The sequence below is a fragment of the Microbacterium sp. HD4P20 genome (genome assembly GCF_019449275.2).
In the GTDB taxonomy this organism is placed as follows: Bacteria; Actinomycetota; Actinomycetes; order Actinomycetales; family Microbacteriaceae; genus Microbacterium.
This window is the reverse complement of sequence record NZ_JAHZQZ020000012.1, coordinates 515,764-539,905: the sequence shown is the minus strand read 5'-3', so window position 1 is coordinate 539,905 and position 24,142 is coordinate 515,764. Positions and strand designations below refer to the sequence as shown.

At 71.1% G+C, this 24,142-nt stretch carries 23 protein-coding genes; 11 read left to right on the top strand and 12 right to left on the bottom strand.

Annotated features, from left to right (window positions below; all coding sequences use genetic code 11):
- The first annotated feature begins 38 nt into the window (after positions 1-38).
- Positions 39-524: a Dps family protein gene (locus K0817_RS07525; protein WP_253735249.1), complete on the top strand. Its 486-nt coding sequence runs from the start codon at positions 39-41 to the stop codon at positions 522-524.
- 124 nt (positions 525-648) lie between these two features.
- On the opposite strand, the gene fdhD is transcribed toward K0817_RS07525, so the two are convergent.
- Both fdhD and moaA read right to left on the bottom strand, forming a co-directional pair.
- Positions 649-1,521 carry a formate dehydrogenase accessory sulfurtransferase FdhD gene (gene fdhD / locus K0817_RS07520; protein WP_219980741.1) on the bottom strand — a complete coding sequence of 291 codons (873 nt, stop codon included), beginning with the start codon at positions 1,519-1,521 and terminating at the stop codon, positions 649-651.
- Position 1,522: 1 nt separating this feature from the next.
- A complete protein-coding gene (gene moaA / locus K0817_RS07515) occupies positions 1,523-2,602 on the bottom strand; it encodes a GTP 3',8-cyclase MoaA (RefSeq protein WP_219980740.1) in 1,080 nt (359 codons plus the stop codon).
- Between the two features lie 181 nt (positions 2,603-2,783).
- Between moaA and K0817_RS07510 the strand changes: the two genes are divergently transcribed.
- The 4 genes from K0817_RS07510 to cydC are packed head-to-tail and all read left to right on the top strand — an operon-like array spanning position 2,784 to position 8,703.
- Entirely contained in the window at positions 2,784-4,229 is a 1,446-nt protein-coding gene (locus K0817_RS07510) for a cytochrome ubiquinol oxidase subunit I (RefSeq protein WP_219980739.1), read from the top strand.
- Between the two features lie 9 nt (positions 4,230-4,238).
- Positions 4,239-5,276, top strand: a complete 1,038-nt coding sequence (cydB, locus tag K0817_RS07505) for a cytochrome d ubiquinol oxidase subunit II (protein WP_219980738.1) — start codon at positions 4,239-4,241, stop codon at positions 5,274-5,276.
- On the top strand, positions 5,273-6,940 hold the full coding sequence (gene cydD / locus K0817_RS07500; RefSeq protein ID WP_219980737.1) for a thiol reductant ABC exporter subunit CydD: 1,668 nt from the start codon (positions 5,273-5,275) through the stop codon (positions 6,938-6,940). Before cydB ends, cydD begins: the two co-directional genes overlap by 4 nt.
- Complete coding sequence (gene cydC, locus K0817_RS07495; RefSeq protein ID WP_301339725.1) at positions 6,937-8,703, top strand: thiol reductant ABC exporter subunit CydC; 1,767 nt, start codon at positions 6,937-6,939, stop codon at positions 8,701-8,703. The genes cydD and cydC overlap by 4 nt, the downstream gene beginning before the upstream one ends.
- A gap of 57 nt (positions 8,704-8,760) precedes the next feature.
- Here the strand turns inward: cydC and K0817_RS07490 are convergent, their stop codons facing one another.
- The 6 genes from K0817_RS07490 to K0817_RS07465 all read right to left on the bottom strand — a co-directional run bounded on the left by K0817_RS07490 (position 8,761) and on the right by K0817_RS07465 (position 14,270).
- Entirely contained in the window at positions 8,761-10,302 is a 1,542-nt protein-coding gene (locus K0817_RS07490) for an SDR family oxidoreductase (protein WP_219980736.1), read from the bottom strand.
- Positions 10,303-10,381: 79 nt separating this feature from the next.
- Positions 10,382-11,041, bottom strand: a complete 660-nt coding sequence (locus K0817_RS07485) for a GNAT family N-acetyltransferase (protein WP_219980735.1) — start codon at positions 11,039-11,041, stop codon at positions 10,382-10,384.
- 9 nt (positions 11,042-11,050) lie between these two features.
- Positions 11,051-12,178, bottom strand: coding sequence for a sulfate/molybdate ABC transporter ATP-binding protein (locus tag K0817_RS07480; RefSeq protein ID WP_219980734.1), 1,128 nt, complete (start codon positions 12,176-12,178; stop codon positions 11,051-11,053).
- Positions 12,175-13,029, bottom strand: a complete 855-nt coding sequence (locus tag K0817_RS07475) for an ABC transporter permease (RefSeq protein WP_253735239.1) — start codon at positions 13,027-13,029, stop codon at positions 12,175-12,177. Before K0817_RS07475 ends, K0817_RS07480 begins: the two co-directional genes overlap by 4 nt.
- Positions 13,026-13,790 (bottom strand): molybdate ABC transporter substrate-binding protein, encoded by a 765-nt coding sequence (gene modA, locus K0817_RS07470; protein WP_219980934.1) that lies wholly within the window; start codon positions 13,788-13,790, stop codon positions 13,026-13,028. Before modA ends, K0817_RS07475 begins: the two co-directional genes overlap by 4 nt.
- Before the next feature lie 87 nt (positions 13,791-13,877).
- Positions 13,878-14,270: a molybdopterin-binding protein gene (locus tag K0817_RS07465; RefSeq protein WP_219980733.1), complete on the bottom strand. Its 393-nt coding sequence runs from the start codon at positions 14,268-14,270 to the stop codon at positions 13,878-13,880.
- 110 nt (positions 14,271-14,380) lie between these two features.
- On the opposite strand from K0817_RS07465, the gene K0817_RS07460 reads away from it, so the two are divergent.
- Genes K0817_RS07460 through K0817_RS07435 form a run of 6 tightly spaced genes read left to right on the top strand, consistent with a single transcriptional unit; the run spans position 14,381 to position 18,426 of the window.
- A complete protein-coding gene (locus K0817_RS07460) occupies positions 14,381-15,532 on the top strand; it encodes a ThiF family adenylyltransferase (protein WP_219980732.1) in 1,152 nt (383 codons plus the stop codon).
- Entirely contained in the window at positions 15,529-16,773 is a 1,245-nt protein-coding gene (glp, locus tag K0817_RS07455) for a gephyrin-like molybdotransferase Glp (RefSeq protein WP_253735237.1), read from the top strand. Before K0817_RS07460 ends, glp begins: the two co-directional genes overlap by 4 nt.
- Positions 16,770-17,246, top strand: coding sequence for a cyclic pyranopterin monophosphate synthase MoaC (moaC, locus tag K0817_RS07450; protein ID WP_219980730.1), 477 nt, complete (start codon positions 16,770-16,772; stop codon positions 17,244-17,246). Before glp ends, moaC begins: the two co-directional genes overlap by 4 nt.
- Positions 17,246-17,914: a molybdenum cofactor guanylyltransferase gene (locus K0817_RS07445; protein WP_219980729.1), complete on the top strand. Its 669-nt coding sequence runs from the start codon at positions 17,246-17,248 to the stop codon at positions 17,912-17,914. Before moaC ends, K0817_RS07445 begins: the two co-directional genes overlap by 1 nt.
- Positions 17,915-17,923: 9 nt before the next feature.
- On the top strand, positions 17,924-18,193 hold the full coding sequence (locus K0817_RS07440; protein WP_219980728.1) for a DUF6457 domain-containing protein: 270 nt from the start codon (positions 17,924-17,926) through the stop codon (positions 18,191-18,193).
- Entirely contained in the window at positions 18,193-18,426 is a 234-nt protein-coding gene (locus tag K0817_RS07435; protein WP_219980727.1) for a MoaD/ThiS family protein, read from the top strand. The genes K0817_RS07440 and K0817_RS07435 overlap by 1 nt, the downstream gene beginning before the upstream one ends.
- 38 nt (positions 18,427-18,464) lie before the next feature.
- Here the strand turns inward: K0817_RS07435 and K0817_RS07430 are convergent, their stop codons facing one another.
- The 4 genes from K0817_RS07430 to K0817_RS07415 all read right to left on the bottom strand — a co-directional run bounded on the left by K0817_RS07430 (position 18,465) and on the right by K0817_RS07415 (position 24,140).
- Entirely contained in the window at positions 18,465-18,893 is a 429-nt protein-coding gene (locus tag K0817_RS07430) for a molybdenum cofactor biosynthesis protein MoaE (protein WP_219980726.1), read from the bottom strand.
- Positions 18,893-19,375, bottom strand: coding sequence for a MogA/MoaB family molybdenum cofactor biosynthesis protein (locus K0817_RS07425; protein ID WP_219980725.1), 483 nt, complete (start codon positions 19,373-19,375; stop codon positions 18,893-18,895). Before K0817_RS07425 ends, K0817_RS07430 begins: the two co-directional genes overlap by 1 nt.
- A gap of 39 nt (positions 19,376-19,414) precedes the next feature.
- Positions 19,415-21,919, bottom strand: coding sequence for an FdhF/YdeP family oxidoreductase (locus K0817_RS07420; protein ID WP_219980724.1), 2,505 nt, complete (start codon positions 21,917-21,919; stop codon positions 19,415-19,417).
- Between the two features lie 115 nt (positions 21,920-22,034).
- A complete protein-coding gene (locus K0817_RS07415) occupies positions 22,035-24,140 on the bottom strand; it encodes a helicase HerA-like domain-containing protein (RefSeq protein WP_219980723.1) in 2,106 nt (701 codons plus the stop codon).
- Positions 24,141-24,142: the final 2 nt, after the last annotated feature.

Genomic DNA, 24,142 nt, shown 5'->3' with positions numbered 1-24,142 from the left:
GCACGCGCCGCAGCGCACGTGGCGGCGCGGGCGCCGAGTTGACTCGGGAGCAGAATGCGGAGCGCGGATTCACCGCATCCGAAACCCTCGGTGAGAACCTGCAGAAGGTGCTCGTCGATCTCATCGAGCTCTCGCTGCAGGGCAAACAGGCGCACTGGAACGTGGTGGGCCGCAACTTCCGCGACACCCACCTGCAGCTGGACGAGATCATCGAGGCCGCACGCGGGTTCGCCGACGACGTGGCCGAGCGCATGCGCGCCCTGCACGCCCTTCCCGACGGCCGCAGCGATCAGGTCGCTCAGACCACCACGCTGCCCGAGTTCCCTCAGGGCGAGATCGCGACCACCGAGGTCGTGGATCTCATGACCGAGAGGCTGGATGCCGTCGCCGGCACGTGCCGCGATGTGCACGACGCCGTCGACGAAGAAGACCCCACGAGTGCCGATATCCTCCACGCGATCCTCGAACGCGTCGAGCAGCTCTCGTGGATGGTGAGCGCGGAGAACCGCACCCCCAGGCGGTGATCCCAGGCGCCCTGACGCTGCCCGCCCTCCTTCCGGACCGGCGGGCAGCGCCATGCCGGGCCCGCGGGATGTCTGGCCCAACGGCCCGGGCGTGGTCTTCCGAGAGCCGATGGCCCTCCGAACCTCAGGGGCGCAGGCTCGGCTCTCGCACGCGGTCGGCGCGCGCGTAGAGGTTCATCGACGGGCCCCGTACGAAGCCGGCGAGGGTGAGCCCGGATGCTTCGGCCAACTCGACGGCGAGCGATGACGGTGCCGACACCGCCGACAGAATGGGGATGCCGGCCATCACGGCCTTCTGGACGAGTTCGAAGCTCGCTCGCCCCGACACCTGCAGCACCGTTGCACGAAGCGGCAGCCGGTCTTCGAGGACGGCCCACCCGACGACCTTGTCAACGGCGTTGTGACGGCCGACGTCCTCACGCAGCACGAGCATCTCACCGCTGGCGGCGTCGAACAGCGCGGCGGCGTGAAGCCCACCCGTCTTGTCGAACACGGCCTGACCCGCGCGCAGCGCGTCGGGAAGCCCCGCCACCAGCGCAGCATCGACGACCACGTCGTCGGCGCCGACGTCGTACTGCGAGATCTTCTCGATCGCCTCGATCGAGGCGGTGCCGCACACGCCGCACGAGCTCGTCGTGTAGAAGTTGCGGGCGATGTCGGTCAAGGGCGGTTCCACGCCCGGGGCGAGCGTGACGTCGAGGACGTTGTAGGTGTTCTCGGTGGAGGTGATGCCGACCGCGCCGGTGCCCGGGCCGCCGCAGTGGATGGCGGAGCGGAAGTGCCCGCCGGCTGAGATGACGCCCTCCGACACCAGGAACCCGGCCGCGAGCTCGATGTCGTGACCCGGCGTGCGCATCGTGACGGTGAGGGGCTCCCCCGCGAGCCGGATCTCGAGCGGCTCCTCCACCGCGAGCGTGTCGGCGCGGCGCCGGACCGCGGCGCCGTGCTCGCCGAGCGTGATGCGCGTGACGGGGCTGCGCGAGGTGATGCGTCCCATGTCAGCCTCCGATGGCGTTCATGCCGCGTGCCGGCTGGAGGAACGCAGGGTCGTTGATCGCGTGCCCCGGCAGCTTGCCCCGCACGCAGGCGCGCAGCATCCCGTCGATCTCGCGCTCGCGCTCGCCGGCCGTGGCGCGCATGATCGGCAGCAGGTCGTACTCGGTCGTCGAGAACAGGCAGTTTCGCAGCTGGCCATCCGCTGTCAGGCGCAGCCGGTCGCAGTCGCCGCAGAACGGCGCCGTGACCGAGGCGATGACCCCCACGGCGTGGGGGCCGCCGTCGAGCAGCCACTGCGCGGCCGGCGCGCCCCCTCGACCGGCCACAGGTGTCAGCTCCCAGCGCCGGCCGAGCGTGCCCAGGATCTCGTCCTGGGTGACCATGCGCGAGCGGTCCCATGTGTGCCCGGCGTCCAGGGGCATCTGCTCGATGAAGCGCATCTGCGCATCGTGCTCGATCGCGAACTCGACGAGGTCGACCAGCTCGTCGTCGTTGACATCACGCATCGCCACCGCGTTGAGCTTGAGGGGACGAAGATCGGATGCCGCCGCCGCGGCGATCCCGTCGAGTACATCGTCGAGCCGGTCGCGGCGGGTGAGCTCGTGGAACCGATCGCGGCGCAGCGTGTCGATCGAGATGTTCAGGCGCCCGAGGCCCGCGTCGACGAGAACGGGAAGCACCTCGCGCAGCCGGATGCCGTTGGTGGTCATCGCGATCTGCACCGGGCGCCCGTCCGGCCCCTTGATGGCGGCCAGGCGGCGCACGATCTCCACGATGTCGGTGCGCAGCAGCGGTTCGCCGCCGGTGAGGCGGAACGTCGTGATGCCGTCGGCTGCCGCGGTGCGGGCGATGAGCTCGATCTCGTCGAGCGTGAGGATGCTCGTCTTGGCCAGCCACTCGTTGCCCTGCTCGGGCATGCAGTAGGTGCACCGCAGCGAGCACCGATCGGTCAGCGAGATGCGCAGGTCGCGGTGCACGCGTCCGTGCGTGTCGATGAGGGGTGCGCCCGGGTGCGCCTCGAGCGTGGCGGATGCCCGGGCTTCCGGCATCCGTCGCCCGATGCTCACCGGGATCGCGCTCATGTGCGCGGACCCGCCGCCGTCGCCGCTGCGTCGATCGCCATGCTCTCGAGGGTAGTCGTGCCCCGGGCGGCCGGCTCCGCAAGCGTGGCGATCGGGAGATCTCCGACCGCAGTCGGATGTGGTCCGACCACATGCTAGTGTGGTCAGACCACAGCCCTTCAGAGCGATCGGAGAACGCATCGTGGATCTTCTGGACCCTCTGCTGCTCGCCCGCTGGCAGTTCGGACTCACGACGCTGTACCACTTCCTGTTCGTGCCGCTGACCCTCGGCATGGCGCTGACGGTGGCGATCTTCCAGACCGCGTGGTTTCGCACCGGCGCCGTGAAGTGGCTGCACCTCACCCGGTTCTTCGGAAAGATCTTCCTGATCAACTTCGCGATGGGCGTCGTCACCGGCATCGTGCAGGAGTTCCAGTTCGGCATGAACTGGTCGTCGTACTCGCGTTTCGTGGGCGACGTCTTCGGCGCCCCGCTCGCCTTCGAGGGGCTCATGGCCTTCTTCTTCGAGGCCACCTTCATCGGTCTGTGGATCTTCGGGTGGGACAAGCTCCCGCGCGCTCTGCACCTCGCGAGCATCTGGATCGCCACGATCGGCGCGTGGTTCTCGGCTTACTTCATCCTCGCGGCCAACGCGTTCATGCAGAATCCGGTCGGCTTCCGCATGGCCGAAGACGGTTCGCGGGCCGAGATGACCGACTTCTTCGCCGTGCTGTCGAATCCGGTTGCGATCGCCGCGCTCCCCCACACGCTGTTCGCGGCGTTCATGATGACCGCGGGTGTCATCATCTCGATCTCGGCGTGGCACCTGCTGCGCAAGCAGAACATCGAGATGATGCGGTCGTCGCTGAAGTACGGGCTGTGGGGCATGATCGTCGCCTTCGCCGGCGTCGCCCTCTCCGGCGACCAGCTGAGCCTCGTGATGGTCGCCACGCAGCCGATGAAGATGGCGGCGGCCGAGGCCATGTTCGACAGTGCGTGCGGAGCGGATGCGTCGTTCTCGATCTTCACGCTCGGCACGCCCGACGGCACGAGCGAACTCTTCTCCATCCGCGTGCCGTATCTGCTGGCGTTCCTGTCGACCCACAGCCTGGACGGCTGTGTCGAAGGAATCAACGACCTCAACCTGCAGTACACGACCGAGCTGTTCCCGCAGTTCGCCGACCAGGTCGACGGCAACTTCGCCCCGATCGTGTGGGTGACCTACTGGGCGTTCCGCTGGATGATCGGCCTCGGCGGCGTGGCGGCGCTCACCGCTGTGGTGGGACTCTGGCTCACGCGCAAGCGCGCGAAGCGCGACGTGCCGGCGTGGGCCTGGCGACTGGCGGTGTGGGCATGGCCAGCATCGCTGTTCGCGATCCTCGTCGGCTGGGTCTTCACCGAGATGGGCCGTCAGCCCTGGATCGTGTTCAGCCTCATGCTCACCGAGGACGGCGTCTCACCGAGTGTGCCGGGGTGGACGGTGCTCATCTCGCTCGTGGCGTTCACGCTGATCTACGCGGCGCTGGCGGTCGTCGAGTTCGGGCTCATCGTGAAGACCGCCAAGACGGGGCCCGACCCTCTGCCAGGCCCCGACGACCCCGATCCGCGTGACCTCGCGGTCGAGCACACCCCCACGACGGTCTACTAGGAGCTCGCCATGGATCTTGCCTACCTGTGGTTCTGGATCGTCGGATTCCTGTTCGTCGGCTACTTCGTGCTGGACGGCTTCGACTTCGGCGTCGGCATGTCACTGCCGTTCCTGGGCAAAGACGACGTCAGTCGTCGCCAGGTGATCAACACCATCGGTCCCGTCTGGGACCTCAACGAGACGTGGATCATCGTGGCCGGCGCCTGCCTGTTCGCCGCCTTCCCGCACTGGTACGCCACGCTGTTCAGCGGGTTCTACCTCGCTCTGCTGCTGATCCTGCTGGCCCTCATCCTGCGTGGCGTCTCGTTCGAGTACCGCCACCAGCGCGACAGCCTGCGGTGGAAGCGCGCCTTCGATCGCATGATCGTGATCGGCTCGGCCGTGCCCGCGCTGCTGTGGGGCGTGGCTGTCGCCAACATCGTGCAAGGCGTTCCCATCGACGCCAGCATGGAGTTCACGGGGTCGTTCCTGACACTCTTCAACCCGTACGGCCTCCTCGGCGGGGTCACGATGCTGCTGCTCTTCTTCACTCACGGGGTGTACTTCGTCGCGCTGAAGACAGACGGTCAGGTCGCCGCCGACGCCCGCCGGCTCGCCCGCCGGGCAGGCCTGCTCACGATCGTCGTGGGCGCTGCGTTCCTCCTGTGGACCGTCGTCATGGCCTTCTCGCAGGGCAGGGAGCTCGCCATGATCACCGCGGTGCTGGCCGCCGTGGCCGCCCTGCTGCTGGTCGCATCGTGGATCGCGAATGCCCGCGGCCGCGAGGGCTGGGCGTTCGGGTTCGGCGCGTTCACGATCGTGTCTGCGGTGCTGGCGCTGTGGTTCGCGCTGTTCCCGTACGTCATGCCCTCGACAACGGCCGCGGAGTACTCGCTGACGATCGAGAACGCCTCCAGCACGGATTACACCCTCACGATCATGTCGTGGGCGGCGTTGATCTTCCTGCCGCTCGTGCTGGCGTACCAGGGCTGGACATACTGGATCTTCCGCAAGCGCATCACGCGCGCTCGGATCGAGGCCGCGTCGGCCGCGGCGCACCGACCGTGAGCGCACCACCTGCCACCGGCACCCGACCGGTCGACCCTCGGCTGCTGCGGTACGCTCGCGCCTCCCGCGGGTTCTTCGTGGCGATCGGCGCCATCGCGGTCGCGCAGACGGCGGTGATCGTCGCGTTCGCGTGGCTGCTGACACGCGTCATCACGGGAGCGATCGACGGGATGCCGGTGCCCGCCCTCGCGAGCACGCTCGCGGCGCTGGCTGCCGTCGTCGCGCTGCGCGCCGCGCTGGTGTGGGCGCGCGAGGCGGTCGCGATCCGCGCGGCCGCACGCGTGCAGTCGCAGCTGCGCGCGGCGCTCGTCGAAGCCGTCGGCGCGCTCGGCCCGGAGTGGCTGGGCTCCCGCAATTCGGCGCAGCTGGCTGTCACCGCGGGCCGCGGGCTCGACGCGCTCGAGGCCTACTTCGGCCGGTACCTGCCACAGCTCGTGCAGACGGTCGTGGCGACACCGCTCATCCTCGCGGTGATGTGGGGGCAGGACTGGCTCTCTGGTTTGACCGTGCTGCTCACGCTGCCACTCATTCCTGTCTTCATGGTGCTCATCGGCTTGGCGACGCGCACCGTGCAGCAGCGGCAATGGCTGATCCTGCAACGGCTCGCCGCGCGCTTCGCCGACACCGTCCAGGGCCTGTCGACTCTGAAGGTCTTCGGGCGCCATCATCGGGCCGCGGCATCCATCGAACGCGTCACCGACGAATACCGGCGCGAGACCATGCGCGTCCTGCGCGTGTCGTTCCTCTCGGGTTTCGCGTTGGAATTCCTCGCGAGCATCTCGGTCGCGATCGTGGCGGTGTCGATCGGCTTCCGCCTGATCGACGGTGCTCTCACGCTCGCCGTGGGCCTGTTCGTGCTGCTGCTCGCGCCCGAGGCGTACCTGCCGCTGCGTCAGGTGGGCGTGCAGTTCCATGCCGCGGCCGAGGGTGTGGCGGCGACCGACGACGTCTTCGCGGTGCTGGATGCCGCGCGTGAGCGGTCTGGTCCGCTCACCCCGGTCGGCAAGCCGCGTGCAGGACCGGAGGAGGGGAACCTCGTGCTGCACGCGGTGAGGGTCCGGCGCGGAGAGCGGGCGCAGCTGCCTGCCGTGAGCTTCGCTGCGCGCCCGGGGACCGTCACCCTCGTCGAGGGTCTGAGCGGGGCTGGAAAGTCGAGCCTGTTCGCAGCGCTTCGTGGCGCCGCAGCGTTCGAGGGCGACGCCATGCTCGGCGACACCGACGTCCGCGACCTCGCGCCGTCGGACTGGCTCGCGTGGGCCGGTCAGCGGCCCGGGCTTCTCGCCGGCACGATCGCCGACAACGTCGCGCTGGGCGATGCGGCTCCGGACGCCGCGACGGTGCGCCGCGCTTTGGATCTGGCCTGCGGCGAAGGACTGGATCCGGCCCTCAAGCTCGGCGTGCAGGGCGCCGGACTCTCGGGCGGACAGGCTCAGCAGGTCGCGGTGGCGCGGGCGCTGTACCGCCACCTGCGCGGTCGAGCGCCGGTCATCGCGCTGGACGAGCCGAGCTCCGCCCTGGACCCCGGGACCGAGGCGCGACTATGGCGGGCCGTCCGTCGGCTCGCCGACGCCGGCGCGACGGTGCTGCTCATCTCGCACCGGGTGTCGGCCCGCGAGATCGCCGACCAGGTCGTGCGTCTCGAGCCGAGCGAGGTCTTCGCATGACGCACCTCGGGTCGACCTCCCCCTCGCCCGTCACGATCGGCGCTCGACGGCCGATCGTGGCAGCCGAGCGCCCGGCGACGGTCTCGGCGGGCACGGTGCTTCGCGGCGCGATGCCGCCGGCGCGGCGGTTCTGGTGGACCCTCGCGGCGGGCTTCGCTTCTGAGGCATCCGCCGTGGCCCTCCTCGCCGTCAGCGCATGGTTGATCGTGCGCGCGAGCGAGCAGCCCCCGGTGCTCTATCTGTCGGCGGCTGTCGTCGGCGTGCGGTTCTTCGCCATCTCGCGTGCCGTCTTCCGCTACCTCGAGCGCCTCACGGGGCACGACGCCGCGCTGCGCCAGCTCGCCTCGACGCGGGCGGAGCTGGTGCGGCGACTCGTGCCGCTCGCTCCCGACGGACTGGCGCGCACCCGCCGGGGTTCCGTGCTCGGCGCGCTCGTCGACGACGTCGATGATCTGCAGAATCTCCCGCTCCGCGTCGTGCAGCCGCTGGCCGCGTCGGCGCTCGTCGCGGTCGGTGCGGTGGTGCTGGTCGCGTTCGTGTGGTGGCCGGCCGCACTCACACTGCTCGCGTGCCTCGCGATGGCCGCCCTGGTCGCGACGCTGTGGGGCTGGGCAGCCGGCGCCCGCGCCGAACGGTCGATCGCCCCGTTGCGCGCTCGGCTCGCCGACGCGGTGCTCGACCACCTCGGCAGCCTCGACGTGCTGTCAGCGTTCGGCGCCGAGGAGCAGAGCCGTGCCCGCATCGCCGCAGCCGACGCCGCGTTGCGCCGCGCCGTGGTGCGCCGCGCGGGGGCCCAGGCCGGCACCGCCGCACTGGTCTCACTGCTGGCGGGAGCCGCCTCGATCGCCGCCCTCACCGCCGCCGCACCCGGTATCGCGTCGGGCGCCCTGGGTGGCCCGTGGCTCGCGGTGGTCGTGCTCGTGCCTATGGCCGTGTTCGAGGTGTTCGCCGCCGTGCCGCTCGCCGCCGCATCGTGGCGCCAGGTGCGAGCCTCGGCCGAGCGCATCGCCTCCGCCGTGCCCGCCGAGTCGCCGGCCGCGCTCGTCCACGAGCACGTCGCGCCCACCGGCGTCGCCCCAGAATTCGGGGACGGCATCCGGCTGCGCGGCGCGGCGGTCCGGTGGCCGGGCACCTCGGTTTCGGCTGGCAGCGCGGCCGTGCCCTCCCTTCACGACATCGACCTCGACATCCGTCCCGGCCAGCGCGTGCTCGTGATGGGGTCCAGCGGCGCGGGCAAGACGACGCTCGCACACGCCCTGGTGCGCTTCCTCGAGACCGACGGCGATTACACGATCGGCGGGCGCTCGGTACACGACCTCGCCGGCGACGACGTGCGTCTGACGGTGGGCCTCTGCGAGCAGCAGCCCATGCTCTTCGACGAGGACATCCGTCAGAACCTGCTGTTCGCACGCGAGACGGCGACGGATGCCGAGCTCGAGGCGGTCCTGGCGAGAGTCGGCCTCGGCTCGTGGCTGCGCGAGCGCGGCGGGCTCGACGCACGGGTCGGCGAGCGCGGCGCGCTCGTGTCGGGCGGTCAGGCCCAGCGAATCGCACTCGCGCGGGCGCTCCTGCGCGGATTCCCGGTGCTGGTGCTCGACGAGCCGACGGCCGGGGTCGACCCCGCGGCATCCGATCTCCTTCTCGCCGACCTGCTCGGGGCGGTGCGCGGCGACCAGGCCGTGTTGCTGATCTCGCACGTCGCGGTTCCTGAGGCCCTGGTCGACCGGGTCGTGCGGATCGAAGACGGCCGCATCCTCGCCTGACGACGACGGACGCGGCGACGGGCACTCGTCCGCGACCCTCGTCCCGCGCGGCCGGACTCAGGCGGCGGATGCCTCTGCCGTGGCGGTGATGCGGCGGGCCATGCCGGCGAAGATGAAGCCGTGGAACGGCAGCACGGCGAGCCAGTAGAGGCGGCCGGCGAGCCCGCGGGGAAAGAAGACCGCGCGCTGGTCGTACCGCGACGCGCCTTCGGCCTCGTCGTCGGGCGTGGCACGCAGCTCCAGCCACGCGAGGCCGGGGACCTTCATCTCGGCCCGCAATCGCAGCATCCGTCCCGGCTCGAGCGCTTCGACGCGCCAGAAGTCGAGCGCATCGCCGACCGCGAGACGCGCGCGGCTGCGGCGACCGCGCGCCAGCCCGATGCCGCCGACGAGCCGGTCCATCCACCCGCGAATCGCCCACAGCAACGGCGACGAGTACCAGCCGTTCTCACCGCCGATCCCTTCGATCACCCGCCAGAGCGCTTGCGGCGATGCCGTCGTGTGCGCAGTCCGCACATCGGTGAACGCGGTGCGCCCGGCCCACTCCGGATCGCTTGGCAGCGGATCGCTCGGCACCCCGAGCACCTCGGAGTCCTGCCAGCTCGTCTCGATGGTGTCGGCCTCGACACGACTGAGCGCGGCCCGCACAGCGGCCCGGTACGGAGTGAGTCCTTCGGCGGGCGGGGGGATGAGGTCGTCGATGTCGTGGTTCTTCATGACGCACTCGTTCTGCAGCGACTCCACCAGTGGCCGCGCGATCGAGCGTGGAATCGGTGTGACGAGGTTCACCCAGTGCGATGCGAGGCGCGGCGTCAGCACGGGGAGGGCCGCGATCGGGCGCTGGTGCAGCCCCGCCTCGACGGCGTACCCGTTCATCATCTGTCCGTAGCGCAGCACGTCGGGCCCGCCGACGTCGACCGCGCGGTTGACCTCCGGTGCGACGCGCGCCGCGCCCAGCAGGTAGTGCAGCACGTCACGGACGGCGATCGGCTGGATGTGATTGCGCACCCACTTCGGCGCGGGCATGTACGGAAGCACCTCGGTCAGGTGCCGCACCATCTCGAACGAGGCCGATCCCGATCCGATGACGACGCCGGCCTGCAGCACCAGCGTCGGAACACCCGACCGCAGGAACACCTCTCCCACCTCGACGCGGGAGCGCAGGTGCGGCGACAGTGCGACGCCGCCCGGATGCAGTCCTCCGAGATACACGATGCGCGAGACGGATGCCGCGGCCGCGGCCGCGGCAACCGTCTCGGCCGCGCGGCGGTCCGCCGACTCGAAGCCCTTCCCCGCCGACATCGAGTGCACGAGGTAGAAGACGACGTCGATATCGGTCACGGCATCCTTCACCGCCGCGGCATCGGACGCATCCGCCCCCACGACCTCGACCCGGTCGGCCCAGGCGAAGGCGGTCACCCGCCGGGGGTCTCGCGCGAGGACGCGCACGTCGTAGCCGGCGCCGAGAAGCCGCGGCACCAGCCGCCCACCGATGTAGCCGGTGGCGCCGAGCACGAGCGCCCGTGGCGGCGAGCCGTCTGCGCGCGGCACCGCGGTGAGCATCGGCTCGCGGCCGGTGGGCGTGGAGAGCTCGTCCATGACGGCAGACTACGTCGGGGCGGCGGCACGGCGCCGGGACTGGCGCGAACCAACGCCCTGTGCTTCAGGGAGCGGTGGTCTACAGCACTTTGCCGAACGCCTGCGTCCCGTCAGGCGAAGCCAGCGGTGTGAAGCCGACGCGCGGGTAGAACGCGATCGCTCCGGCGTTCTCTGCCGACGCGACCAGATGGAGGCCCCGGACACCGGCGCCTCGCAGCGCCAGCTCCAGCCGCGCGATGAGCTTGCGGCCGAGGCCCTGCCCCTGCGCCTCGGGGAGCAGATCGATGTGCAGGTGTGCCGGGTACTCGGGGCCGAACGGCTGAGTCCCGCCCAGGCGCGCGTACGCGTACCGGAGGATGCCGTCCTGGCGCGACTCCACCACTGTCTCGGGTGCCGCCACTTCGGGACCGGCAGCCGCCTCGGCCGCGTGCGTCGGTGGCAGACCCGCCGGCTGCGGCCACCGCTCGGTGTGTCGTGGCCACCATTTGGCGGCGAACCATTCCTCGAACGCGTCGGTGTCGGGCGCCCCCACGATGTAACCCACGACGCGTTCATCATCGGTCTCGGCGACGAACGCGAAGTCGGGGTGCCGTTCGACATACGGGAGCACGAAGATCTCCGCCCACAGGTCGTCGTCGTCGAGGACGCCGGTCGCGTCTCCACCGGCATCCGCCGTTCTCAAGCAGATGTCGGCGAGCGAAGGTTCGTCGCCGGGGCGAAACGGCCGGATGCGGGTCACCGGGCGAGTCTATGAGACGTACTCGCCCCGTGCGCGGACGAACCGCACGTCGGCAGGATCCACGCGCAAGCTGACCGTCGTGCCCACGGTGAGCCCTGTCGCGCTCCCGGCCGCCACGTCGACGGCGATGTCGGGATCGGCGGTGCGCACGCGTACGCCCGAGGGTGTCTGCTCGAGCCGCACGACCCGCGCCTGCCACGAGCCGTCCGGCTGGTCGCCGGCAGCCGCGCCGGTGTCGATCGCCACCGCGGAAGGCCGGAAGATCGCGGCGATGCCTGTGTCGCGCCCGGATGACGCGTCCGGGTCGATTCCGGGGCTGGGAAGCGTCAGCGCGCCGCTGTGCCACCGTCCGCTCTCGATCCGACCCTCTACGCGATTGAGCCCTGCGACGGCTGCGCTGAACCGGGTCGCGGGCTCGGCGAGGACGTCGCGCACCGGCCCCGACTGCGTCACCCGGCCGCCCTCGAGCACGACCAGCGAGTGCGCGAGCGACGCCGCATCGACGGCGTCGTGCGTCGCCACGATCGCCGTGGTACCGGTGGCGACCAGCTGCTCGTGCAGCAGTGCCCGCACGTCGCCAGCCGTCTCGGCGTCGAGCGAGGTCAGCGGCTCGTCGAGCAGGAGCGCGGCCGGATGCGTCGCGAGAGCCCGCGCGAGGGCGACGCGCTGCTGCTGCCCACCCGACAGCTGCGTAGGCCGCCGGGCGCCCAGACCCGGCAGCCCGACGCGCCGCAGCCATTCCTCTGCCTGGGACGCGGCATCCGCCTTCGACGCCCCGTGGATGCGCAGTCCGAACGCGATGTTGGCGTGGGCGGTGAGGTGCGGGAACAGGCGCGGATCCTGACCGAGCAGCACGATGCCGCGGTGGGAGGGCGCGACGCGAAGAGGCCTCGGCGCTACGGTGTCGAGAGTCCGTCCTGCCAGCCGCACGTACCCGTCGTCGAGAGCAACGAGACCGGCGAGCGCGCCGAGGAGCGTGGACTTGCCCGCCCCGCTCGGCCCCATGAGGGCGACGACCGTTCCCGGGACGACCTGGACAGCAGCATCCAACCGGAATCCGTCGCGATGCACGATCACGCGGGCATCCAACCCGCCCGACGACGTGGCGACGTCTGCAGGAGCGGCGGACGCGCTCATCGCGGCGGCTCCGCACGCCACGCCCGCACGAGCAGCAGCACGCCGACCGCGGTCACGAGCAGCATCAGCGACAGGGCCACCGCGGTGCCCTGCGAGACACCGGCGCCGTTGAACGCGGTGTAGATGGCAAGGGGCATGGTCTGCGTGACGCCCGGGGCGTTGCCGGCGAAGAGCGCGGTCGCACCGAACTCGCCGATGGCCCGCGCGAAGCACAACACGATGCCGGCGATCAGGCCCGGCGCGGCGAGAGGCAGTGTGACCCGGGCGAGGATCGTCCAGCGGCCCGCGCCGAGGCCCGCGGCGGTCTGCTCATATCCGACGCCGGTCGAGCGCAGCGAGCCTTCGAGGGCGAGCACGAGGAACGGGAGTGCGACGAAGGTCTGCGCGAGCACGACGGCGGCGGTCGTGAACGGGATGCGGATGCCCCACTCCGCGAGCATCCCGCCCAGCCAGCTCGTGCGCCCGAAGAGGAACAGCATCGCCACGCCGCCCACCATCGGGGGAAGCACGAGGGGGACGGTCACGATCGCTCGCAGCACTGCCGCAGAGCGGGCGCCGCTGCGCGCGATCAGCAGCGCGAGCGGCACGCCGAGCACGACGCAGACGGCGGTGGCGATGAGGCCCGTCAGCAGCGACAGCCCGAGCGCCGACATCGCCGCCGGCGACGTGACGTCGGTCCACAGCGTCGCCCATTCCACGCGCAGCACGAGCGCTCCGAGCGGCAGCACCAAGAGCGCCAGGCCCAGCAGGGCGGGCACGGCGAGCACCCGGGGAACGAAGCCGATGCGATCGGCGCGCGAGCCCCGGGCGGCGCGTCCACCCGCGCCGCGCGGGACGAGGACCGCGCTCATGCCGCTCCGAATCCGAGCCTCGACAACACAGCCTGGCCCTCGTCCGACAGCACGAAGGCGACGAACGCGGCGGCAGCCTGAGGATTGACCGCCTCGCGCAGCGGTGCGATGGGGTAGCGGTTGACGACGTTCTGGGCACCGGCGGCGGCGACAGCCCGCACGTCGTCATGTGCCGCGGCATCCGTGGCATACACCAGACCGGCATCGGCCTCGCCTGCTGCCACCTTCGTGAGAACCGCGGTGACGTTCTGCTCGAGGCTTGCGGCGGTCACGGTCACGCCGTTGTCGGCGAGGAGGGTCTCGGATGCCACGCCGCACGGCACCTCGGGAGCGCACAGCACGACGGTGGTCCCGGACCGGCCGAGATCCTCGATCGCCTTCACCCCGGCGGGGTTGCCGACCGGCACGGCGATCACCAGGGTGTTGCTTGCGAAGAGCTGTGGCTCGCCGGCGAGTCCAGCGCCCGCCACCGAGGCCATGGTCCGCTCGTCGGCCGCGGCGAACACATCGGCGGGCGCCCCCTCGATGAGCTGCGTCGCGAGCGTGCTGGATCCGTCGTACGAGATGGGCCGCACATCGACGGACGGATGCCGCTGCTCGAACATCTCGGCCAGCTCGTCGAAGGCGCCCGAGAGCGAGGCCGCCGCGAAGATCGTCAGATCCCCCGAGAGCTCACCGCCGGTGGGGCCGGTGAACGGGGAGCCGGACGGAGCCGCTCCCGGCGGTCGGTCCAGAGCACCGCAGCCTCCGAGGACGACCATCAGCACGCCGGTCAGCAGCAGCACGCCGCGGACTATGGAGCGCCGGGTTCTGCCGGGCAGCGAACGCGCGCGGGGTCGAGGCATCCGTCAGCCTTTCGGGGTCTCGACGATGACATGCGTTGCTTTGACCACCGCCGCCGCGAGCGACCCGACCTCGAGACCCAGGTCGTCTGCGGCCTCGGCCGACATGAGCGACACCACGCGGTGCGGTCCTGACTGGATGTCGACCTGCGCCATCAGCCCGTCGCGCTGGATGCGCGTGACGAGTCCGACGAATCGGTTGCGTGCGCTGCTCAGGACGTCGGCGGGGTCAGCAGCGCCCGCCGCGAGCTCGATCGCGCGGGCGGCGAGCGCATCTCCCGGGATCTCGGCCGGCGAAGCACCCGTGGCCGGCAGGGTGCCCGCGTCGACCCAGCGCCTCACGGTGTCGTCGCTGACGCCCAGCAGACGCGCGGCCTCTGCGATCTTGAAACTCGGCATGGTTCAACGTAACACCGCAAATGCGGATAGGAGACACGAATATCTCCGCGCATGCGCCCCGATACCCGTCTGATCGCCCGGCGTGTGCGCAGCGGTCGTAGCCTGATGGCATGCCTCTTCCCCCACTCGTGGAGCCGGCCGATGCGCTGAGCGATGCCGAGCGCACGCGCACCGCGCGCCACCGCGTCCTCGCGGGATTCGGCGACGAGGCGCAACGCCGACTGGCAGGTGCCCACGTCGCGGTCGTCGGCGCCGGCGGACTGGGTTCGCCGGCGGTCCTGGCGCTCGCGGCCGCGGGGATCGGGACCCTGACCGTCATCGATGACGACGTGGTCGAAGCCTCCAACCTGCAGCGGCAGGTCCTGCACCGCGTCGCCGACGTCGGGGCGCGGAAGGTCGACTCCGCGGTGCGTGTCAGCGCCGACCTCTCGCCGGGCACGAAAGTGCACGCGATAGCTCGGCGGATCACCGCCGACACCGCCCGGGAGCTGCTCGCGGGCGCGGATGTGGTGATCGACGGCAGCGACACCTTCGAAACCCGCGCCGCCGTCGCGACGGCGTGCGAGGAACTCGGTGTTCCCCTGGTGTGGGGGGTCGTCCAGGAGTTCCATGCGCAGGTGACGGTGTTCTGGTCGGCGCCGCCGGCGGGCGTGACACCCGTCCTGCTCGGGGATCTGTACCCGCCGGATGCCGTGGGCGTCGTGCCTTCGTGCGCCCAGGTGGGCGTGCTGGGCGCACTGTGCCTGCAGGTCGGCGCCCTGCTCGCGACCGAGGCGATCAAGCTTCTCACCGGGGTCGGCGAGCCGCTTCTCGGCCGCGTCGTCGTGATCGATGCCCTGCGCGGCCGCACCGACGAGGTGCCGCTCCGACCGGCGCGAACGTCACCGGTCGCGCCACCTGCGGACCGGGCCACGGATTCGCTCCTGACGGCACCGGGGGCCCCGGGCGGCGACTCGATCGCACAGCTCTCCCCCGCCGCTGCCCGTGCGGCGCAGAGCACGGGCGCGCTGTTCGTCGACGTGCGTGAGGCGTGGGAGACCGCGCAGGGAGTCATCCCCGCATCGCTGCTCGTGCCGCTGGGCGATCTGCTCGCCGATCCCGCGCGCGTCGGAGCCGGTCCGGTCGTGGTGGTGTGTCAGGTGGGCATGCGCGCGCAGCGCGCCGCTACCGCGCTACGCGCGTCAGGAGTGAGTGCCTCCGTGCTCGCCGGCGGAATCGAGGCATGGACGCGCGCCGGCGAATCCGTGACGGTGCCCGCGTGAGCGGGCTGCGGAGCGTCGAGGAGCACCTCGGCGAGATCCTCGCGGCCAGTTCGCCACTGCCACCCGAGACGGTGCCGCTCGATGCCGGCTACGGTCGCACGCTTCACGAGCCGGTGCGCGCCGCGGTCGATATCCCGGTGTTCGACAACTCCGCCATGGACGGCTTCGCGGTGCGCTTCGCGGACGTGAGGGATGCCTCGCCCACCGATCCCGTGAGGCTGCGCGTCGTCGCGGACCTGCCCGCGGGAACCGCCGACGACCCCACTCTGAACGACGGTGAGACCGCCCGCATCATGACGGGATCGCCCGTGCCTCGTGACGCCGACGCGATCGTGCCCTTCGAAGACACCTCCGGCGGGCTCGACGACTCGCTCGGCGAGATCCGTGTCCTCGCGGCGCCTCGCGGCCCCGGCGCGCACATCCGGCGTACGGGCGAGGACGCCCGACGAGGCGATGACGTGCTGGCGGCCGGCACGCTGCTCGGGCCGCTCCAGGTCGCAGCCGCCGCGGCATGCGGTGTGGCCGAGCTCGTCGTGTCCCGGCAGCCGAGGGTCGTGGTGGTCTCCACCGGCAGTGAGCTGGCCGAGCCGGGGGCCGCGTTGACCCGCGGGCAGATCCCCGAGTCGAACAGCCGCCTGCTGAGCGGACTCGTCGCCCAGGCCGGCGGGCTCGTCATACATCGTGCGAGTGTGAGCGACGAGGGCGACGAGCTGCAGACGCTGGTCGCCGACGTCACCGACGCCGACTCCCCTGATCGCGCCGATGTCGTGGTGTTCTCCGGCGGAGTCAGCGCTGGGGCGTACGAAGTCGTAAAGACGACGCTCGAGGCTGCCATGACCTTCTCGAAGGTCGCGATGCAGCCCGGCAAGCCGCAGGGGTTCGGCAAACTGCCGTCGGGCACGCTGCTGTTCGGCCTGCCCGGCAACCCGGTCAGCGCGGCTGTGTCGTTCGAGGTCTTCGTGCGCCCGGCGCTGCTGAGGATGCTGGGCCGGCCGGATCTTCAGCGCCCGGTGATCGCGCTCCCCGCGGCGGTCGCGTGGCGTACGCCGCCGGGACGGCGCCAGTACCTTCCCGTCACGATCGATCGCTCGGATCCCCGAGAGTGGCGCGCCGTGCCCGCGACCTCGGGAGGATCGCACCTCGCGGGCGGACTCGGCAGGGCGGAGGCGTACGCCGTGGTCCCCGCCGAGGTCGAGACGGTGGCCGAGGGCGACATCGTCGATGTCATGCTGATCTCATGAGCTTCACGCATCTCGACGACGCCGGCCACGCGCGAATGGTCGACGTCACACAGAAGCAGCCGACGGTCCGCTCGGCGACCGCCCGCGGGTTCGTGCGGTGCACGCCCGAGGTCGTCGCAGCGCTGCGCGACGGCTCGGTGCCGAAGGGCGACGTGCTGGCGGTCGCCCGGATCTCGGGCATCCAGGCTGCCAAACGAACCCCCGAGCTGCTTCCGCTCGCCCACGTCATCGGCGTCCATGGCGCCGCGGTCGACCTCGAGATCGACGACGACGGTGTGGCGATCGAAGCCACGGTGCGCACGGCAGACCGCACCGGCGTCGAGATGGAGGCGTTGACGGCTGTGACGGTCGCCGCTCTGGCCGTCGTCGACATGGTGAAAGGCCTCGACAAAGGCACATCGATCGAGAACGTGCGGATCGTCGCGAAGACCGGCGGCAAGAGCGGCGACTGGCACCGTCCCGGCGAGGCCTGATGCCCGGGTCCGCGCCGTCGCATCAGGCACCCGGCCCGGTGCCGGGCGGCCTCGGCGCCATCCTGCTCGCGGGCGGTCGAGCCACCCGCGTGGATGGCGCGACGAAGCCCCTCTTCGAAGTCGGCGGGCGCACCCTGCTGCACACCGCGGTGACGGCGGCGACGGATGCCCGGGCCCGGCCGGTCACGGTGGTGGCGCCGGTGCTGGACGACAGCCTGGACGTCGCGTGGGTGCGCGAACACCCGCCGTTCGGCGGCCCGGCCGCGGGAATCGTCGCGGCGCTGGACTCCTGGGCGGCCGGCGATCAGCCCGAGTGGACCCTCGTGCTGGCCTGCGACCTCCCTCGCGCCGAAGCGGCGGTGCGGCGATTGGTGGACGACATCGCGCTGCTCCCCTCTGACACCGACGGGATGTGTCTCGGCGACGCATCGAGCACGCCGCAATGGCTGACCGGCGTCTACCGCACGCGCGCGCTGCGGGCGGCGGCATCCGCTCTCCCCGATCTCGGGCGGGATGCCGCGGTGCGTGCACTCGTCGACGACCTCGCGATCACGGTGGTCACGGTCGCCGACGACCTGACTCGCGACGTCGACACGTGGGAGGATCTGGAACAGGCGCGATCCGTCGCATCGCCGTCTGACGCAACACCCCCTGGACCGCAGAGCTGAGGAGCCGTCATGAGCGAGCAGTCCCGCACCCTTCCGCCCGAAGCACTCGACGCGTGGGCCGCCGCGCTTCGCGAGCGATTCGGTCTGGCCGAGGCCGACGTCCCGGTCGCCGCTGTGCTCGATCTCACGCGCGACGTCGCGAACGGCGTCGCGCGGCCCGCCGCGCCGCTGGGGGCCTTCGTCGCCGGCCTGGTCGCCGGGCGTGCGGGCACCGATCCTGCCGAGATCCGCGCCGCCTTGGACGCTGTTGCCGCGGCCGCCGCCGGGTGGGATCAGTAGTGGCCGTCGTCCGCTACTTCGCGGCCGCGCAGGACGCCACCGGCCGCGACACCGAACGACGCGCCGAATCGACCCTGGGTGAATTGAGGCGCGCCGTCTCGGACGCGTATCCCGAGCTCGGCGGCATCCTGCCTCGCTGCGCGGTGCTCGTGGGCGGTGCCCGCGTCGACGACGCCACGCCGCTTCACGACGACGACCTCGTCGACGTGCTGCCCCCGTTCGCGGGCGGCTGACCCGAACGGGCGACCGCCGATCGGCAGACCCGCCGGACTCAGCCGCCGAGGCCGAGCCAGGTGGCGGTGCCGTCGGCCTCGACCTGCCGCTTCCACACCGGCAGCTCGGTCTTGATCGTCTCGATGATCGTGCGGCACACGTCGAACGCCTCGGCTCGGTGCGCCGCGGCCACCGCGATCACGACGGCGGCGTCGCCGACCTCGAGCCGCCCCACACGGTGCGACACCGCGACGAGTGCCCCGGACCGACCCACCGCGGCCTCGGCGATCCCTTGCAGCGCGGCCTCCGCATCGGGATGCGCGGAGTACTCCAGCGCGACGACCGCGGCCGCGGCATCCGGATCGTGATCGCGCACCCGGCCCACGAAGGTCGTGACCGCGCCGGCAGTCGTGTCGTCGACCGCGCGCAGGTGCGCGTCCAGATCGAGCGGCTCTGAGCTGATCGCCGCGACGCGGACGGCAGACATCAGTGGTCGCCCCCGCCGAGCTGGTCGAGTACGTGACGTGCCACCGACAGGATCACCGGCATCCCTGAAGCCACTCCCGCAGGCGATCCCGGAAGATTCACGACCAGAGCGCCGTGCGGGTCGACGACGCCTGCCACACCTCGGGTCAGCATGCCCGCAGGCTTCTCGGCGGCACCGCGCCGGCGCAGTTCCTCGGCGATGCCGGGAACCTCACGCGTGACGACACGGACCGTGCCCTCGGGGGTCTGATCACGCAGCGAGACCCCGGTGCCGCCGGTCGTGATGAGGAGCTTCACTCCCGCGACGATCTGGGCGGTGAGCGCGCGTTCGACGTTGTCGGCCCCGTCGGCGACGACCACGGCGTCCGCGCAGTGGAATCCGGCCTCCCGCAGCGCCGCGACGGCGATCGGGCCGCTGGCATCCTCGCGCTCGCCCGAGGCAGAGCGATCCGAGACGGTGATGACGGCGGCGCGGGTGGTCACGGCACCAGCCTAGGACCGCCCGGGCAGACCCGGCACGTGTCAGCCTCGACGCGCGAGCCGCACCATGACGGACTTCGACGTCGGAGTTCCCGAGACGTCGGCGACCGAGTCCAGCGGCACCAGCACGTTCGTCTCGGGATAGTAGGCGGCGGCATTGCCACGCGGCGTCCGGTACGCGACGATGCGGAACTCCTCGGCCCGCCGCTCCTCGATCGTGCCGTCGGCGCGTGTCCACTCCGAGACGAGGTCGACGATCTCGTCTTCGTGGAACCCGAGTGCCGTGATGTCCTTCGCATTCACCAGCACCACCCGACGTCCGCCGTGGATGCCCCTATAGCGGTCGTCCTTGCCGTAGATGGTGGTGTTGTACTGGTCGTGGGAGCGCAGCGTCTGCAGCAGCAGCCGCCCGCGCGGGATGACCGGATACTCGAGCGGGTTCACCGTGAACCGCGCCTTGCCGTCGGCGGTGGCGAACCGCCGCTCGTCGCGCGGCCCGTTCGGCAGGAAGAATGTGCGCCCCTTCTGGATGCGCTCGTCGTAGTCCTCGAATCCCGGGATGACCTGCGCGATGTGCGCACGGATCAGCGCATAGTCGGCTTCCAGCCGCGCCCAGTCGGCGTGAGGGATGTTGTCGGGATGCCGCGATCCCGCCGATGCCAGCGGGTCGGAGGTCTCTGCGGCTCCGTGCTCTGGGAGTCCGCGGTCGGAGCTCATCGGCTCCGAGGGCGTCACGCCCACCTCTACCAGATCAGGTGATTTCACCGAGGGAGGACGATTCCCACCCGAAACGTCCTGCGTAGGTGAGATCACCTGATCTCGCGACGGGGCCCGGTCGCCGAACAGCAGTCCGCACAGCCGGGCGATGATCGCAACCTCGCTGAGCAGGTCCTCCGCGGGCGGAGCGAGGCGTCCACGCGAGGCGTGCACCGCGCCCATCGAGTCCTCGACGGTGACGCGCTGCTCGCGACCACCGCGGCGGTCTCGATCGGTGCGACCCAGTGTCGGCAGGATCAGGGCCCGCCGTCCGGTCACCGCGTGCGATCGGTTGAGCTTGGTCGAGACCTGCACGGTAAGCCCGACGCGGGCCATGCCGGCCTCGACGACGGCGGTGTCGGGCGTCGCCGAGACGAAGTTGCCGCCCATCCCCATGAAGAACCGCACCCGCCCGTCGCGCATGGCGCGGATGGCCTCAACGGTGTCGAAGCCGTGCTCGCGCGGCGCCGCGAAAGCGAACTCCTGGTCGAGCGCGTCGAGGAACGCCGCCGATGGCTTCTCGTAGATGCCGACTGTGCGGTCGCCCTGCACGTTCGAGTGACCCCGCACCGGGCACACCCCGGCGCCGGATCGGCCGATGTTGCCCTGCAGCAGGAGCACGTTGACGACGTCGCGCAGGGTCGCCACCGAGTGCTTGTGCTGGGTCAGCCCCATCGCCCAGCACACGATCGTCGCCTTCGATGTGCGCACCGCCTCGCCGACGCGGCGCAACGCCTTCTCGGGCAGACCAGTGGCCACGACGAGCTCCCGCCACGAGACATCCGCCATCGCCTGACCGTAGGCCTCGAACCCACTGGTGTGCTCTGCGATGAAGTCGTGATCGAGCACACCGCCGTCGGCGGCCTCGGCCTCGAGCAGGTGCTTGCCGATCGCCTGGAACAGCGCCTGATCGCCGCCGAGCCTGATCTGCACGAACCCGTCGGCGAGCTTGGTGCCGCCGAACGCGACACCGCGGATGGTCTGCGGATTCTCGAACCGCATCAGCCCCGCTTCGGGCAGCGGGTTGACGGCGATGATCGTGGCGCCGCGCTGCTTGGCCTTCTCGAGCGCCGACAGCATGCGCGGGTGGTTCGTGCCGGGGTTCTGTCCGGCGACGATGAGCAGGTCGGCATCGTGGACGTCCTCGATCGAGACGGTTCCCTTGCCGATGCCGATGGTCTCGGTGAGAGCCGATCCGCTGGACTCGTGGCACATGTTCGAGCAGTCCGGCAGGTTGTTGGTTCCGAGACCACGCACGAGCAGCTGGTACAGGAACGCGGCTTCGTTCGAGGTGCGGCCCGACGTGTAGAAAACCGCCTCGTTCGGGTCATCCAGCGTCTTCAGTTCGTCGGCGATGGTGCGCAGCGCGTCGTCCCACGAGATGGGCCGGTAGTGCGTGGCGCCCTCGTCGAGGATCATCGGATGCGTCAGGCGGCCCTGCTGCCCCAGCCACCAGTCGTCGTGCCCGCGCAGGTCGTCGAGGGAATGCGCGGCGAAGAACTCGGGCCCGACGCGGCGCAGCGTCGCCTCTTCGGCAACGGCCTTGGCGCCGTTCTCGCAGAACTCGGCGATGTGCCGCTTGTCTTCCTCGGGCCACGCGCAGCCGGGGCAGTCGAAGCCGTCCTTCTGGTTCACCCGCATCAGCGTCTGCACCGAGCGGGCGATGCCCATCTGCTCCTGTGAGATCTGCAGCGCGTGCAGCACAGCGGGCACGCCCACTGCGACCTTCTTCGGTCTCGTGGAGCGCACACGGCTCTCGTCGATATCGGCTTTCGGGGGCTTCGTCGCCATGATCCCAGGCTAAGCCTTCATCGCGAGGGCGGGCTCCGCGATTCTCAGTGGGTGGAAGTCCGGCGGCGGTGAACGGATGCCGCAGGCTCCGGCGCGACCCCGGGGGCGGGTGTGTTCAGCGCCGTCCAGTGCCGAACATCCCGCGGATGACTCCGCCCAGTATGGTCTGCGTCGCCTTGGACCCCAGAATCTGCTCGATCGGCGACTTCTCCGCTGCCCGCGAGCGGCTCGACGTGCGCGTGGCGCCCGAGGTCTTCTTGAGCAGCCGCTCGTACTCCTGCTGTGCCTTCTTCTCGGCGGCGGCGCTGGCCTTGTCGATCGCGGCCTGCTGCTTGGCCAGCTCGGCGTCGACCTTGGCCTTCTCGAGCGCCGCTTTCTCGGCTGCGGCCACGTCGTCGGCGGCCTTCATCTTCGCCGTCAGGATCTCGCGGGCCGACTCGCGGTCGATCGCGGTGCCGTACTTCGCCAGCAGCGGGGATGCCTTCACGGCGGCGTCGATCGCGGGGTCGGGCGTCGGCGACATGAGGCCCAGCGGCGCGCGCAGTCGCGTCCACGCGACCGGCGTCGGCGCGCCCTTCTCGCTCATCACCGTGACGATCGCCTCACCGGTGCCCAGCTCCTGCAGCACCCTCTCCAGCTCGTAGCCCGAGGTCGGGTACGTGCCCACCGTGGCCTTCAGCGCCTTCGCATCGTCGGGGGTGAAGGCGCGCAGCGCGTGCTGCACGCGCGAGCCGAGCTGGGCCAGCACATCGGACGGCACGTCCTTCGGCGTCTGCGTCACGAAGAACACGCCGACGCCCTTCGAACGGATGAGCCGCACCGTCTGCACGATCGCGGCGAGGAAGTCCTTCGAGGCGTCCTTGAACAGCAGGTGCGCCTCGTCGAAGAAGAAGACCAGCTTCGGCTTGTCGGGATCGCCCACCTCGGGCAGCAGCTCGAACAGTTCGGCGAGCAGGTACATCAGGAACGTCGAGAACAGCGCGGGCTTGTCGATCACGCCCGGCACCTCGAGAAGGCTGATGATCCCGCGCCCGTCCGGCGCGGTGCGCAGGAAATCGGCGACCTCGAACTCGGGCTCACCGAAGAAGACGTCCGCACCCTGGTCGGCGAACGTGATGAGCTCGCGCAGGATCACGCCCGCGGTCGCCGCCGACAGTCCGCCCAGCTCCTTCAGCTCGGACTTGCCTTCGTCGCCCGTGAGGTACGTCAGCACCGCACGCAGATCGGCCAGGTCCACGAGGGCAAGGCCGTTCTTGTCGGCGTAGTGGAAGACCAGGCCCAGGCTCGACTCCTGTGTGTCGTTGAGGCCCAGGACCTTGCTCAGCAGCAGCGGCCCGAACCCCGAGACTGTGGCCCGCACCGGCACCCCTTTGCCGACGCCGCCGAGCGCGAAGTACTCGGTGGCCGAGGCCTCAGGCTTCCAGTCCTGCCCGATCGACCGGGTGCGCGCGAGCAGCTTGTCGCTCGGCTCGCCGGGAGTCGCTACACCCGACAGGTCGCCCTTGATGTCGGCCGCGAACACCGGCACACCCTTGGCCGCCAGCTGCTCGGCCAGACCCTGCAGCGTACGGGTCTTGCCTGTGCCCGTCGCGCCGGCGACGAGCCCGTGCCGGTTCATCATGCCGAGAGGAATGCGGATCTGCGCGGACGGAACCGGGTCGCCGTTGACGAGGGCGCCGAGATCCAGGGTCTCGGAGGTGAACGTGTAGCCGTTGGTGATCTTCTGGATTTCTTCGGAAGACAGTGGGCCTGCTTCTTCTGTTTCCGGGATGGTCGGTTGGGGAGATTGTTCCTGCGTGGATGCGGGCCCGACGGGCGCTCCCGCGGGCCCTGACGTTGCAGCGGCCGAGGTCTGCCCCTGGGCCTGCGCATCCGCGGGATGTGCGGGCTCCGGGGTTGTGGCGGCCGAGGTTGGCGGGGCGGGCTGCGCGGGCTGAGCGGGCTCCGGGTTGGTTGCTGCCGGGGCGGGTGGGGCGGTCGCGGCACGGGCCTTCGCGGCCTCGGCTTCGGCGGCGGCGAGGGCGGCCTTGGCCTGTGCAGCCTTGAGTTGAGCTTCGGCCGCTTCGGCCTCTGCCCGCAGCCGCGCCAACTCGGCCTCGGCGACGGCGGTGTCGGGCGCGGCGGCGGGATCGGACGGTGCGGGCGACTCGGGCGCTGGGCCCACGCGCCCGGAGGCTCCGGGCGACGCGCCAGCGGCGGCTGGAGGGGGCGTGGGGATCATGC

Bases quoted from the DNA above. Each gene is read 5' to 3' on its own strand.
- K0817_RS07460 (WP_219980732.1), top strand. From the start codon at position 14,381: ATGCCTCTTCCCCCACTCGTGGAGCCGGCCGATGCGCTGAGCGATGCC.
- cydB (WP_219980738.1), top strand. From the start codon at position 4,239: ATGGATCTTGCCTACCTGTGGTTCTGGATCGTCGGATTCCTGTTCGTC.
- K0817_RS07465 (WP_219980733.1), bottom strand. From the start codon at position 14,270: ATGCCGAGTTTCAAGATCGCAGAGGCCGCGCGTCTGCTGGGCGTCAGC.
- K0817_RS07445 (WP_219980729.1), top strand. From the start codon at position 17,246: ATGCCCGGGTCCGCGCCGTCGCATCAGGCACCCGGCCCGGTGCCGGGC.
- K0817_RS07480 (WP_219980734.1), bottom strand. From the start codon at position 12,178: ATGAGCGCGTCCGCCGCTCCTGCAGACGTCGCCACGTCGTCGGGCGGG.
- K0817_RS07420 (WP_219980724.1), bottom strand. From the start codon at position 21,919: ATGGCGACGAAGCCCCCGAAAGCCGATATCGACGAGAGCCGTGTGCGC.
- moaC (WP_219980730.1), top strand. From the start codon at position 16,770: ATGAGCTTCACGCATCTCGACGACGCCGGCCACGCGCGAATGGTCGAC.
- K0817_RS07475 (WP_253735239.1), bottom strand. From the start codon at position 13,029: ATGAGCGCGGTCCTCGTCCCGCGCGGCGCGGGTGGACGCGCCGCCCGG.
- K0817_RS07430 (WP_219980726.1), bottom strand. From the start codon at position 18,893: ATGTCTGCCGTCCGCGTCGCGGCGATCAGCTCAGAGCCGCTCGATCTG.
- K0817_RS07490 (WP_219980736.1), bottom strand. From the start codon at position 10,302: ATGGACGAGCTCTCCACGCCCACCGGCCGCGAGCCGATGCTCACCGCG.
- fdhD (WP_219980741.1), bottom strand. From the start codon at position 1,521: ATGGGACGCATCACCTCGCGCAGCCCCGTCACGCGCATCACGCTCGGC.
- modA (WP_219980934.1), bottom strand. From the start codon at position 13,790: ATGGTCGTCCTCGGAGGCTGCGGTGCTCTGGACCGACCGCCGGGAGCG.
- cydC (WP_301339725.1), top strand. From the start codon at position 6,937: ATGACGCACCTCGGGTCGACCTCCCCCTCGCCCGTCACGATCGGCGCT.
- moaA (WP_219980740.1), bottom strand. From the start codon at position 2,602: ATGAGCGCGATCCCGGTGAGCATCGGGCGACGGATGCCGGAAGCCCGG.
- K0817_RS07415 (WP_219980723.1), bottom strand. From the start codon at position 24,140: ATGATCCCCACGCCCCCTCCAGCCGCCGCTGGCGCGTCGCCCGGAGCC.
- K0817_RS07440 (WP_219980728.1), top strand. From the start codon at position 17,924: ATGAGCGAGCAGTCCCGCACCCTTCCGCCCGAAGCACTCGACGCGTGG.